The organism is Kushneria marisflavi (genome assembly GCF_002157205.1).
In the GTDB taxonomy this organism is placed as follows: domain Bacteria; phylum Pseudomonadota; class Gammaproteobacteria; order Pseudomonadales; family Halomonadaceae; genus Kushneria; species Kushneria marisflavi.
In genome coordinates, this window is record NZ_CP021358.1 from 3014020 (window position 1) to 3025777 (window position 11758).

Sequence of the window (11758 nt, forward strand, 5' to 3'; positions counted from 1 at the left end):
TATACAGGGATGAAAATATAACGCCATGCTCGAAATTCTTCGCCGCATCGTTCAGGAGGTGAACGGCGCCCGCAGCCTGGATGCGGCGCTGTCGATCATTGTGCGGCGCATACGCAAGGCAATGCAGACCGACGTCTGTTCGGTCTATCTGCGCGATGACGAGCGTGACTGCTTCATCCTGATGGATACCATCGGACTTAACGCCTCGGCCATCGGTCAGGTGACCCTGAAACCGGGGGAAGGTCTGGTGGGTCTTGTCGGTCAGCGTGAAGAGCCTCTCAATATCGAGGAGGCCCCGTCACATTCCCACTTTCGCTACTTCGCCGAGACCGGCGAGGAGCGCTATTCAAGCTTTCTTGGCGTGCCCATCATTCATCAGCGCCGCGTGCTGGGTGTTCTGGTCGTCCAGCAGCGTGAAAAACGCCAGTTCGGCGAAGGTGAAGAAGCCTTTCTGATTACCATGGCGGCTCAGCTGGCCGGTGTGCTGGTGCATGCCCTGTCGACCGGTGCGCTGGCGCGACTGAGCGACCCCGGGACCCAGGCCATGCTCAGCGGCATTGCGGCCGCGCCCGGGATGGCCATTGGTGAAGCCTTTGTGGTGGTGCCCTCGGCCAACCTGGAGGCCGTGCCCGAGCGTGTGCCCGACGATATCGAGGCCGAGGTCCTGCGGCTGCGAGAGGCCATCGATTGCGTGCGTCATGACATTCGACAGGCGGCAGAGCGTCTGGCCAGTCGTATTTCGGCGCAGGAGCAGGCGCTGTTTGATGTTTATCAGCAGATGCTCGGAGACGCTGCGCTGGGCAATGAGGTCGAAAAGCGCATCCGGGAAGGGCAGTGGGCCCCTTATGCGCTGTCACGGGTCGTGCAGCGCCATGTCAGTTATCTCGAGCGTGTGGATGACAACTATCTGCGCGAACGCGCCGCGGACATTCGCGACCTGGGGCGTCGCGTGCTGGCGCATCTGCAAAAGGACAGTGACACCCGAAAGCCGGTCTACCCCGAACGTACCATTCTGGTAGGCGATGAGATCAGCGCTGCGCAACTGGGTGAAATTCCGCGTGAAAAACTGGCGGGGCTGGTAGCGCTGCGCGGCTCGAGCACCTCTCACGTGGCGATTCTGGCCCGAGCGATGGGCATCCCGGTCGTGATGGGGATGAACGATTTGCCCATTTCCCGGCTGGCCGGTACACCCATGATCGTTGATGGCTATCGGGGTCGGCTGATTCTTCGCCCGCAGCCGGATCTGCTGGTGCGCTACGAGAGCATGATCGAGGAAGAAGAAGCCCTCACCTCGATGCTTGAAAGTGAGCAATCGCTGCCCAGTGAAACCAGCGACGGCTTTCGTATCCGTTTGATGATCAATACGGGGCTTGCCGTGGAAATGAGCGGCTCGCCTGCGGCGCGCATCGACGGTGTAGGGCTTTATCGCACCGAAGTGCCCTTCATGATGCATCAGCGCTTTCCCAGCGAGAAAGAGCAGACGCGGATCTATCGCGAGCAGCTTCAGGGATTTGCGCCGCTGCCGGTGGTCATGCGCACACTCGATATAGGGGGCGACAAGTCATTGCCCTATTTCCCCATCGAGGAAGAGAACCCGTTTCTGGGATGGCGTGGCATTCGGGTAACACTGGATCATCCCGAAGTGCTGATGGTGCAGCTGCGGGCCATGCTCAGGGCAGCAGAAGGTCTTGATAATCTTCGGATTCTGCTGCCGATGGTCACCAGTGTTGAAGAGGTCGATGCGGTCTGTCGCCTGTTGGACCGCGCCATTCAGGAACTGCGTGATGATGGTGTTCAGGTCGAGCGCCCATTGCTGGGGGTCATGCTGGAAGTGCCGGCCGTGATCTATCAGCTCGAAGCGCTCGCCTCACGCGTGGATTTCTTCTCGGTGGGCAGTAACGATCTGATCCAGTATCTGCTGGCGGTGGATCGTAACAACGCGCGTGTATCCGGACTCTACGATGCCTGTCAGCCGGCAGTGCTTCGGGCGCTGGATCACATTGCACGTGAAAGCCGGCGTTTGAAGGTCTCTGCCTCGGTCTGTGGCGAGCTGGCGGGCGACCCCATTGGTGCGCTGTTATTGATGGGGATGGGATACCGGGTGCTGTCCATGAACGCGCCCAACCTTTCACGTGTGCGCGCCGCCATTCGTCGTGTGTCGATGGAGGGGGCCCAGAACCTGGTCAGTGATGTGCTGGCGCTGCATTCGCTGACCGAAACGCGCGAGCTGGTTTATCAGCGCATGAAAGAGTGGGAACTGGCCCATCTATTACCGCCCAGGGACTGATCGCGACGCTTACATGTGTCGTTTTGAGCCCTGCCATGGGTGTGTCGTGACGACCCATGTGTCGGCATGACACATTGTCCTGTCTGCTGGCCATTCAGTCAGTACAATGCCCTTTTGATAAAATATCAATAAAAACAGTAGTTTGAATTTTTATGTCATGGTGGGTCGTATTGGCATGGTCGTTGCTCCTGTCTGTGGCAGGACGACAACGGATAGCGACTCCCCATGGTTAAAAAACTTGAATGGATCAACATTTTGAAAGGACTCGGCATCATGATGGTGGTGTATGCCCACATGACGTCCGGATTCGTGCGGGATTTTTTCTTTTTGTTCCATATGCCGCTCTTTTTCATCATTGCCGGCTATCTCTTCAGACCCAACGCCGATCCTGGCGCCTACCTCCGTCGCAAGAGCCTGCACCTGCTGGTGCCCTATGGGTTTTTCATGGTGCTTTTATATACGCCGACCCTCTATCAGGCGCTGGGTGATGAAACATCGCTTTCCAGTGCGCTGCTGGCCATGGTGCTGGGTGGGCGTGATCTGATTTCCGGCCTGTCGCCATTCTGGTTCGTGACCTGCTTCTGGGCCACGCAGCAATTGGTCAATGTGCTGCTGACACGGCTGTCATTGCGCGCCACGGGCAGCGTCATGCTGGGCATGCTGGGACTTGCGGCAGTGAATCAGTATTTTTTCAGAGAGCTCTGGCTGGTCGGTAATCTCAATGTGGTGCTTATGGCCGCCCCCTGTTTCTATCTGGGATATTTGCTCGCGCATTACCGGATCGACGTCGAAAGGCCGCGAGTGCTACTGCTGAGCGCCGGGGGCAGTGTATTGGCGATGTGGTGCGTGCACGCCCATCCACATTTCACCATGGACATGAAGTATGCCGATTACGGAATACCGGTGCTGAGCCTGCTGGCAGCATTTGCCGTGACGCTGGTATTGATGGCGCTATCGCATCAGTTGGCGCGTATACCGGTGGTGGCCAGAACTGTGGGGCTGGTGGGTGAGGCGTCGATGGTGATCATGTTCGTGCACCTGAGCATTCAGGTCACGCTCGATCATCATGACATGCTGGAAGCGCTGGCACCGCGCTGGGGTTTGATGATGGCGCTGCCGGTTCTTTTATATCTGCTGGTGCGCCATAACGGCTGGACAAGGCTGTTGTGTCTGGGTGATCCCGCCGTACTGTACAAGCGACGAGCCCGGCGCCGCGAGCAGCGTCAAAAGGACCCTGCGCTGGCGTCCGGCTGGTCGTGATCGCGTCCTGAAAACATGGTGACGGGTCAGGACGACTCGCGTTCTTCCAGACGACGATAAAGCGTCTTGCGGCCGATTCCCAGAATATCGGCGGCACGGCGCTTGTTGCCGTCGACGGCGTCTAGCACACGCCGGATATAGCGCTGTTCCATCTGTTCAAGGCTGAGCCACTCCCGCGCCTGGGCGTCATGGCCCTCTCGGGTGGCCACGGTCTGGCGAAAGCGTTCGGGGAAGTCATCGGGTTCCAGGACTTCCGTTCGCGCCAGAGTGACGGCGCGCAAAATGGCATTATCCAGCTCCCGCACATTGCCGGGAAAGGGGTAGGCCCACAGCAGCGATAGCGCTGAAGGCGACAGCGTCATGGTGTCTCGTCCCTGCTCACGGCGATAGCGTTCGATAAAGTGCTCGGCCAGCAGGGCGATGTCATCGGGCCGCTCTCGCAGTGGTGGCAGCGTCAGATTGAAGGTCTCAAGCCGGTAGAATAGATCCTCGCGAAAAAGCCCCGCCTCGATAAGCTCTGCAAGGGGACGGTTGGTGGCCGCCACAATGCGAATATCGACCTGTTGTTCCTCTTCACTGCCCACGGGCCTGATGCAGTGCGTTTGCAGCACGCGCAGCAGTTTGGCCTGCAGCGCCAGGGGCATGTCACCGATTTCATCAAGAAAGAGCGTGCCACCGTGGGCCTGCTGAAAGAGCCCCCGGCGATGCGCAACGGCGCCCGTAAAGGCGCCTTTAACGTGACCAAAGCACTCGCTTTCCATGACATCCGGCGCGATGCTGGCGCAGTTGACGGCGACAAAGGGTCCTGCCTTGCGTGGGCTTTCCCGATGCAGGGCATGGGCCAGCAGCTCCTTGCCGGTACCGCTTTCACCCTGAATCAAAACGGCGGCCTGCTGCGTAGCAAGGCGTCTGGCCTGGTCAAAAAGGGCCGACATGGCGGGCGTACAGCTGGTCATGTCATTCAGCTTGAAGATGTCGCGGGCCTCATCGGCCTGCTGGCGCGTTCTCAGTGCATGACGCTGGCTTAATCGGGCAACGCTGGCGCGGACCTGATCAAGGTCCAGCGGCTTGGTCAAAAAGTCATCCGCGCCGCGTTGAAGTGCGTCCACGGCCTGTTCGATACTGCCAAAGGCAGTAATGATGATCATGGCGGGGTGGTCGGGCTGTCGTGCCAGCGTGTCCAGCAGTGTCATGCCATCCATGCCGGGCAGGCGAATATCGCTGATGATGACATCAAAATCGGTGGTTTCAGACAGCATCAGGGCCTGCTCGGCGCTGTCGGCTCCGGTAACGAGGTGACCGACTTCCTCGAGCTCCTCAACCAGCAGCTCAAGAATGGCGGCATCATCTTCAACAATCAGGATTTGATTATTCATGACCGTGTTTCCGTGGCATGACATTCTCCATGGTCTCTGAGTCTTCCACGCCGGCATGCCTTGAAGCCTTGTTGACCGTGACGGTATCAGCAGGCAATAGCGTCTCGGGTGGTAGAGTGATGACAAAGGCAGCCCCACCAAACGAGCTTTCTTCCAGCGTGATATGACCGCCATGATCTTCGACCACCCGGTGAACAATGGTCAGTCCCATGCCGCTACCCTGGCCGGCGCCTCTGGTGGTGTAGAAAGGGTCGAAAAGCTGGCTGCGGTGCTTGGCGTCAATGCCCGGGCCATCATCCTCGATGCGCAATACAACGCCCTGGGCCGAGTATTGCGCTGAAATAACGACCTGCTGGCTGCCAGCCTGAAAGGCATTCTTGATCGGGTTGTCGAGCAGTTGCTGAAAGCGCTGTCGATCTATGGTCAGAGCATCCTTTTCCGGAAGATGCGTTTCAAGCCGAGGGGGGGCATGTTCAAGATGCAGGGCGTCACGTGCCAGCCGCTCGGCCTCATTGATCATGTGTTGCAACGAGTGCTGCTCCAGGTGGAGCGTGTGGCGACGACCCATGTCCATCAGCTGGCGAATGGTATCCTCCATGCGTCGGGTTTCATGTCGAATACGCGTCAGGCGCTGGCGGGCGTCGTCGGGGAGGTCGTCGCGACGCTGCAGGCGCTGAACCTGTCCATCAATGACCGTCAGCGGCGAGCCGAGTTCATGCGCCACGCCTGCAGCCAGTACGCCGATTTCGGCCAGTCGGCGCGATTTTTTCAGACTGCGCTCCAGCGCAAGCTGCTGGTGTTGCTGTTCGCGGACGGTCTGTTCCTTGTGAGCCACGGCGTCGAGCATGGCGTTGAACGCTTCACCGAGTTCGCGAAACTCCCGAGCGCCGCCGGGTGTCATGCGATGAAGGCGATTGCCACCCTGAACGGCCTTCATGCTGCGGTAAAGCCGATTGACCGGGCGATCCACGTCGCGGCGAAACCCCCACCACACCAGCAGCACCACCAAGATGCCTACAAAAGCAGCCAGCAGCAGTGCCACGGTGGTCATGAGGCTCATGTAGCGTTCGATGCCGGTGGCCAGACGGTTGATCTGCAAAACGCCCAGTACCTTGCCCTGAGCATCGGTCATCGGGAGCAGATAGGTATAAAAGTTCTGCCCACCCTGCTGTGAATAGCCTTCAGCCTCTCGGGCATTATTGATCGCTTCTTGCAGCATTTCCCTGTTCTGTAGCCCCCCTGCGAGACCGACGCCGGCAATCTGCTGTCCCGAGGGGGACAGGATGAAGGCGCCATAAAGCCTTGAAAGAGAAAAGGTGGTGCTCAAGCCTTCCTGCAGGGCCTGTATGTTTTGATGGGTCAGTGCCTGCGTCAGGGGCAGGCGTATCCCATGAGCAATCAGTCGCACCTCTTCCTGCTGACGCTTTTGCATGTTGTCTTCCAGTACCCACAGCCCCACGCCGCTGAACGTGATTAACGTCAGCAGCAGGGGAAAGATGATGGTCAGCAGGATGGTGGTACGCAGTCTCATGGCGGCCCTTTTGATCATGGGGCTGCTACCTTAACGCGCCCCGTGCGAGCAGACGAGCATTGCCCTGAAGGCGCGAGGCCGGATGGCTTCATGGTAGACTCGCCGCAGTCGTTGGCATCTCCCGCAAGGGAAGATGTTGTCGGGTCCGATAGGCTCCTGTGCAGGGAAGGTTGCATGTTTCATCATCCGCAGTTTGATCCGGTAGCGGTCTCGCTTGGGCCGTTGGCCATTCACTGGTATGGCCTGATGTATGTCGTGGGCTTCGTGGGCGCCTGGTGGCTGGCCCGCGTGCGCGCCGAACGGCTTGGTCTGACGAAGGATCAGGTCGGCGACATGATCTTTTACGGCGCCCTCGGGGTCGTGCTGGGTGGGCGTATCGGGTACGCGATCTTTTACGGCTGGGAGCAGTTTCTGGCCAATCCGCTCTGGATTTTCAAGGTCTGGGAAGGCGGCATGAGCTTTCATGGCGGACTCATAGGCGTTCTTATTGCGTGCCTGCTTTTTGCCCGCCGCCATCAGCTGACCTTTTTCCAGCTGACCGACTTTATTGCCCCCATGGTGCCCATCGGTCTGGGAGCTGGTCGTCTGGGCAACTTTATCAATCAGGAACTTCCCGGTCGTGTGACGGATGTCCCCTGGGGGATGGTGTATCCCCTTTATGGCCCCGAGCCACGTCATCCATCCGAGCTTTACGAGTTTGCCCTTGAAGGCGTGGTGCTTTTTTGCATTCTCTGGACGGTTTCAAGAAAGCCGCAACAGCGCGGTTTGATCTCGGGGCTCTTTCTGATCTGCTATGGCGCCTTCCGCTTTTTTGTCGAATTCTTTCGCCGCCCGGACCCGCAACTTGGCTTTATCGCCTTCGATTGGCTGACCATGGGTCAGCTGCTGTGTATTCCCATGCTGCTTCTAGGCGCGGTATTGATTGTCTGGTCGCGTCGCCAGGGCATTGACGACGTACGTTCTTCTTCTCAGGTATAAACGGTTCAAGTACATGCATCCCTATCTCGAACTCATGCAGCAGATACTCGATCATGGCGTGGAAAAACATGATCGTACGGGCGTGGGGACGCGCGCCATTTTTGGTCACCAGATGCGATTTGATCTTTCGCAGGGCTTTCCGCTTCTGACCACCAAAAAACTGCATCTACGCTCGATCATTCACGAGCTGCTCTGGTTTCTAAGCGGCGATACCAATATCGGTTATCTCAAGGACAATGGCGTCTCGATCTGGGATGCCTGGGCCGATGAAACCGGCGAGCTGGGCCCGGTTTACGGCTATCAGTGGCGCAGCTGGCCGGCGCCGGACGGTGGTCATGTGGATCAGATCAGCCGGGTGATCGAGCAGATCAGGACCCACCCCGACTCCCGGCGCCTGATCGTCTCTGCCTGGAACCCGGCGCTGGTCGATGAGATGGCGCTGCCTCCCTGTCATGCGCTGTTTCAGTTCTTTGTGGCAGACGGCAAACTCTCCTGCCAGCTTTATCAGCGCAGTGGCGATATCTTTCTGGGTGTGCCCTTCAACATTGCAAGCTACGCGCTGTTGACGCATATGGTGGCTCAGGTGTGCGATCTGGCACCGGGGGAGTTCATCCATACGCTGGGAGATGCACATCTCTACAGCAACCACATCGAACAGGCTCACCTTCAGCTGACGCGCGCGCCTCGGCAGCGCCCGACGCTCAGGCTCAATCCTGATGTGAAGGACATTTTTGCCTTTCGTTTTGAAGACATTGCCATCGACGACTATGACCCTCATCCGCACATTCGCGCCCAGGTGGCCGTCTGATGCGACCGGAGAGCACTACAATGCAGGAAACCCTGGTCCCCATTGCCATGATTGCCGCTGTGTCACGCAATCGCGTTATCGGTGTTGAGGGCAAGCTGCCCTGGTATTTGCCCGAGGATCTGAAATTTTTCAAGGCAGTCACATTACACAAGCCGCTGGTAATGGGACGCGCTACCTTTGCGTCCATTGGCAAGCCTCTGCCCAATCGTCTCAATATCGTGGTCACGCGTGACACGGGCTTCGAGCATCCCGGGGTGCGGGTATGCCATGACCTGGACAGTGCGCTGGCCCTGGCGGACGATCAGGCCATGATCGAGGGTAATGAGGAGATCATGGTCATTGGCGGCGGCGATATTTATCGGCAGGTCCTGTCTTGCGCATCCCGGCTTTATCTGACAGAAATTGATGTCGAGGTGGACGGGGATACCTTCTTTCCCTCACTGGATGAAGACTGGCAGGAAGTCGAACGAGTGGCAGGGTCGCCTGCTGAGGGTCAGCCCGGCTACGACTTCGTGCGCTATGAAAGGGTAGGCGCAGCGCAGGCGTAAGGTTTTCCTCGTAGGATGATGGCTGCAGGCGCCATAAAATAATGTATGGTTCGGTGATGCCGAAAGCAGGCACCGTCAAAAAAAGCCTTGGGAGATGGGCGTGAGCGACCGTTTTGATGAAGTGTTCAGCGCGCTTGAGCAGCAGGCAGGCGATCTGACAGCGCGTCTGGAAAGTGCGAGATCCCGCATTCGCGAGCTTGAAAACACCAATCGGGAGCTGGCAGCGCGTCTGACCCGCATTCAACAGATGTCGGGGGCCGACAGTGGATACTCCTCCATGTCGCCTGCGCCATCAGATAATATCCCGGAGGCCGTGCCGGTGGCGTCTGAAGGGGCAGAAGCCGGCAGTATGGAAACCACCGACGAAAGCGACGTCTCTCGTTCGTCCACCCCGGACGAGCCTCAGGTCTCCGAGAGCTTGTCGCCGATGCCAGAAGAGTCAACCACGCCTACAGAGCAGAACATGTCCGAAGTTGTTGAAGCAGCACCGCTTGATCCTGTCCAGGAGGACATTTCTCCTCAGGCGCTTCTCAAGCAGTGGTACAAACGCTACCCCAAGACCTTTTTCGAGCGTCACACCCGTCCGCTGGCCATCGGTATCCACGAGGCGCTATCAGAGCGCGAGCCCTACAGCGAAAAACTGATTCGCCGAGCGCTGGCAGGCTATGTCAATCTGCCGCGCTATCTGAAATCGGTTCGGGTCAATGCGCCGCGCATTGATCTTGAAGGCCAGGAAGCTGGCAGGGTCGAGGAAGAAGATGCGCGACATGCGAAAGAGCAGCTCAAGCACCTGCAGGACCGTCAGCAGGAACGAGAGGCTGAAAAGCAAAAGCGCAGATTGGCACAAAAAATGTCTGAGCTGGCGCATCGTCATCAGCGTTAGTCAGCGTTAGTCAGCGGTAACGAGGGCATTTAATCGTTACTCTGCGAACAAAATGGCACGTGTTTTGCCAGAGTTTAATTGTATGGTGTAACGCTTTGATGTTTTTTTGTTTTTAATAAAAGAGCGCCCCAAAAGGGCGCTCTTTTTTTTGATTCCAGATTCAAATATGTCATAGAAAGGTCATGATTTTTACGCAAAATACCGGCCTTCCAGCAATGTTCTAGTCCAATAGTAAAAAGAACGAAAACGCTGTTTTTTTCTTGTTGCGTTAGTGAAAACGCCGTTATAAGGTAGCCCGGCGAGCAACAAATAAAAAAAGCTCGAACGCCACCGGCGTCGGGCATCTGCTGCGGCAGACAATCGAACAGTTAGCCAGTTAAGGAAAATCAAGATGAAAAAGACGCTCTTAGCGACTGCGATTGCCGGTGCGCTCGGCACAATGGCAGCTGGTGCCCAGGCGGCCACGGTTTACAACCAGGACGGTTCCAAACTGGACGTTTACGGTAACGTTCAGCTGGGCTGGCGTAATATTAAAGATACGCAAGATGATGGTACTGTCGAAAGTAACGATGATCTTTTTGACAATGGTTCGACTATCGGGTTCCGCGGCGAACATATTATCAACCCGGATCTGACCGGTTATTTTCGTGCTGAATTCGAATTCAATGCCGATCGCCAAAAAGGGTATTACAGCGAAAGTAGTGGTAAATCGGGCAACTCAGGTCTTTCTACCGGTGACCAGGCTTACCTGGGTCTGACCGGCAATTTTGGTGATCTGCGTATAGGTTCCTGGGACGATCTGCTGGATGACTGGGTTCAGGATCCGGTCTCCAACAACGAATATTTTGACAACACCGATAGTAGTGCGGATGTAGGTGGTAGCACTTATCGTGAGGCCAATAAGGTTACCTATACTTCGCCGGTGACCGGCGGGCTTCAGTTCGCTATTGGTACGCGTTACTTTGGTGATGCTGAAGACACTCAGGATTTTCAAAACAGCGCTATTAACGACAACGTGACCTTGCCTGGTGATTTCCAGACTGATGAAAGTGGTAGTGCCGCATTGTTTGGTGGCCTGCGCTACATGGTCGGCGACTGGACCTTGGCGGCGGTCTATGACGACCTGAAAAACTTCAAGTATGTCACTGACGATCGTGAGCGCGACTATGGCCAGCAGTTCGGTCTGAACGCAACTTGGCAGATGAATGACGATCTGCGTATTTCCACTAAGTGGGAACAGCTTCATGCTCAGTGGGCGGATGATGCTGATGTAAATCGTTATGGCATCGGCGCGCGCTACAGCTACGGCATGGGTGATGTCTATGGCTCTTATCAGTATGTTGATGCCGATCGTAACGCAGTAGCGGTGACGGATTCTGATGCATTTACTGGACTTAATCAGGGTGACGACGAAAGCTACAATGAGTTCATTCTTGGCGCGACCTACAACCTGAGCAGCCAGATGTACGTTTGGCTGGAAGGCGCCAAGTACGATCGTGAAGAAGATGTAGGTGACGGTTTCGCTACCGGTATCGCTTACAGCTTCTAAGCCTCTGATCTGACCGTCCCTGTGACGCTCATGACTCATAATGAACCGGCCTCTCTTGAGAGGCCGGTTTTTTATGCATTGAATTCTGAGCATGGGAGATTGCTGATCTGCTGGCCGGTATGGTGTCATCCCATCCTTTTCTGCAATGCCTTCCCATGGCATGACGCGTACAATGGCGCGTCCACCACACGGTATTTTCAACACGGCCGAATCGGTGGCACTGCACTATGCTCTGAGCACTGCGTTACCGGTGAGCTCACCAGCATGGACGTGCCTTCCATGATGGATATGTTTAACGAAACAGAGACGGGAGAAGGGCGTGTTGCTGCGTGAACTTTCCATTGGCGGGGTCTTTATCAGTCCGATGCTGTTGTTTGCGCTGGTATCCCTGGTAATTTCGGCGGTGCTGCGAACCATGATGCACAAGGCGGGTCTGACACGCTGGGTGTGGCAGGAGGCGTGGTTTGACGTCAGTCTGTTCGTGATTGTGCTGGCCGTGGTGACCTACCTTTCAAGCCATGTGTTGTAGAAGCGAAAT

General features: G+C 56.8%; 10 protein-coding genes. 8 read left to right on the top strand and 2 right to left on the bottom strand.

Annotated elements, in window-relative coordinates; genetic code table 11:
- The first annotated feature begins 25 nt into the window (after positions 1-25).
- Positions 26-2287: a phosphoenolpyruvate--protein phosphotransferase gene (ptsP, locus tag B9H00_RS13730; RefSeq protein WP_086901125.1), complete on the top strand. Its 2262-nt coding sequence runs from the start codon at positions 26-28 to the stop codon at positions 2285-2287.
- A 225-nt stretch (positions 2288-2512) separates the two neighbouring features.
- On the top strand, positions 2513-3547 hold the full coding sequence (locus tag B9H00_RS13735; RefSeq protein ID WP_086901126.1) for an acyltransferase family protein: 1035 nt from the start codon (positions 2513-2515) through the stop codon (positions 3545-3547).
- Positions 3548-3573: 26 nt separating this feature from the next.
- On the opposite strand, the gene B9H00_RS13740 is transcribed toward B9H00_RS13735, so the two are convergent.
- Complete coding sequence (locus B9H00_RS13740) at positions 3574-4923, bottom strand: sigma-54-dependent transcriptional regulator (RefSeq protein WP_086901127.1); 1350 nt, start codon at positions 4921-4923, stop codon at positions 3574-3576.
- On the bottom strand, positions 4916-6472 hold the full coding sequence (locus tag B9H00_RS13745) for a sensor histidine kinase (protein ID WP_086901128.1): 1557 nt from the start codon (positions 6470-6472) through the stop codon (positions 4916-4918). Before B9H00_RS13745 ends, B9H00_RS13740 begins: the two co-directional genes overlap by 8 nt.
- Before the next feature lie 156 nt (positions 6473-6628).
- Between B9H00_RS13745 and lgt the strand changes: the two genes are divergently transcribed.
- The 6 genes from lgt to B9H00_RS13775 all read left to right on the top strand — a co-directional run bounded on the left by lgt (position 6629) and on the right by B9H00_RS13775 (position 11749).
- The gene (gene lgt / locus B9H00_RS13750; protein WP_086901129.1) at positions 6629-7432 is read left to right on the top strand and encodes a prolipoprotein diacylglyceryl transferase; all 804 of its coding nucleotides are present in this window, start codon (positions 6629-6631) and stop codon (positions 7430-7432) included.
- Between the two features lie 13 nt (positions 7433-7445).
- Positions 7446-8240 carry a thymidylate synthase gene (locus tag B9H00_RS13755; protein WP_086901130.1) on the top strand — a complete coding sequence of 265 codons (795 nt, stop codon included), beginning with the start codon at positions 7446-7448 and terminating at the stop codon, positions 8238-8240.
- 20 nt (positions 8241-8260) lie between these two features.
- Complete coding sequence (locus B9H00_RS13760) at positions 8261-8788, top strand: dihydrofolate reductase (RefSeq protein ID WP_236944289.1); 528 nt, start codon at positions 8261-8263, stop codon at positions 8786-8788.
- 100 nt (positions 8789-8888) lie between these two features.
- The gene (locus tag B9H00_RS13765) at positions 8889-9671 is read left to right on the top strand and encodes a ProQ/FINO family protein (protein WP_236944290.1); all 783 of its coding nucleotides are present in this window, start codon (positions 8889-8891) and stop codon (positions 9669-9671) included.
- 391 nt (positions 9672-10062) lie between these two features.
- Entirely contained in the window at positions 10063-11220 is a 1158-nt protein-coding gene (locus B9H00_RS13770) for a porin (RefSeq protein ID WP_086901132.1), read from the top strand.
- 319 nt (positions 11221-11539) lie between these two features.
- Positions 11540-11749, top strand: coding sequence for a DUF1656 domain-containing protein (locus B9H00_RS13775; RefSeq protein WP_086901133.1), 210 nt, complete (start codon positions 11540-11542; stop codon positions 11747-11749).
- Positions 11750-11758 lie beyond the last annotated feature (9 nt).

Excerpts from the sequence above, each read along its gene's own strand:
- B9H00_RS13770 (WP_086901132.1), top strand. The coding sequence starts at position 10,063 with ATGAAAAAGACGCTCTTAGCGACTGCGATTGCCGGTGCGCTCGGCACA.
- B9H00_RS13760 (WP_236944289.1), top strand. The coding sequence starts at position 8,261 with ATGCAGGAAACCCTGGTCCCCATTGCCATGATTGCCGCTGTGTCACGC.
- ptsP (WP_086901125.1), top strand. The coding sequence starts at position 26 with ATGCTCGAAATTCTTCGCCGCATCGTTCAGGAGGTGAACGGCGCCCGC.
- B9H00_RS13745 (WP_086901128.1), bottom strand. The coding sequence starts at position 6,472 with ATGATCAAAAGGGCCGCCATGAGACTGCGTACCACCATCCTGCTGACC.
- B9H00_RS13740 (WP_086901127.1), bottom strand. The coding sequence starts at position 4,923 with ATGAATAATCAAATCCTGATTGTTGAAGATGATGCCGCCATTCTTGAG.
- B9H00_RS13735 (WP_086901126.1), top strand. The coding sequence starts at position 2,513 with ATGGTTAAAAAACTTGAATGGATCAACATTTTGAAAGGACTCGGCATC.
- B9H00_RS13755 (WP_086901130.1), top strand. The coding sequence starts at position 7,446 with ATGCATCCCTATCTCGAACTCATGCAGCAGATACTCGATCATGGCGTG.
- lgt (WP_086901129.1), top strand. The coding sequence starts at position 6,629 with ATGTTTCATCATCCGCAGTTTGATCCGGTAGCGGTCTCGCTTGGGCCG.